The organism is Caballeronia sp. LjRoot29 (genome assembly GCF_964252755.1).
Taxonomy (GTDB): domain Bacteria; phylum Pseudomonadota; class Gammaproteobacteria; order Burkholderiales; family Burkholderiaceae; genus Caballeronia.
The window spans coordinates 1-770 of sequence record NZ_CAXUPU020000099.1; the positions used below are offsets into that span (position 1 = coordinate 1).

1 protein-coding gene is annotated in these 770 nt (G+C 60.0%); it reads left to right on the forward strand.

Annotated elements, in window-relative coordinates; all coding sequences use genetic code 11:
• A partial coding sequence (locus tag ACSQ83_RS35910; protein WP_436231378.1) for an IS4 family transposase occupies nucleotides 1-762 on the forward strand: 762 nt, incomplete at its 5' end.
• Nucleotides 763-770: the final 8 nt, after the last annotated feature.

Below are 770 nucleotides of genomic sequence, written 5' to 3' on the forward strand. Positions count from 1 at the left end.
GTGCGTGCGCAGGAACTGGGTCAACCGGCGGACTGGCTGATGCGCTCGCAACACAATCGCGCGCTCAAGGGCGAAGCAAGTTTGTGGGAGACGGTGCACGCCAGTAAAGTACTCGGCCACATCAGTTTCGTGCTGCCCGGGCGCAGCGGACAGCAGGCGCGTGAAGTGAGGCAGGAACTGCGTAGCCAGCGCGTCACGCTGCCCGGGCGTGCCGGTGTCAAGCTCACCTGCGTCGAGGCGTATGAATTGGATGCGCCAGCGGGTGTGAAGCCCGTTATCTGGCGTCTTGTGACCAACCGCGAAGCGGATGATGCGCATGGCCTTATCGAACTCGTTGACTGGTACCGTGCGAGGTGGGAAATAGAAATGTTCTTCAACGTCCTGAAGAACGCCTGCAGGGTCGAGGCACTGCAACTCTCACAGATGGAGCGGGTGGAAAAGGCGCTCGTGCTGTATATGGTCGTGTCGTGGCGTATCGCGCGGCTCATGCGTGTGGGCAGAACCTGTCCGGAGTTGGACGCGTCGCTGTTCTTTGCGGCTGACGAGATACACGGCGCCCATGTGCTCTGTAAGAAAGCGCGTCCAAAAAAGCCGCCGACGCTCAATCAGATGATACGGATGGTCGGCTCACTGGGCGGATTTCTCGGGCGCAAGAGCGACGGCGAACCGGGCGCGAAGACCCTGTGGATTGGCATGCAGCGAGTCATGGATGCTGTGATCACCATCCAGATCTTGCGCGACGGCTATGACACTTCTGTATAACGAGATGG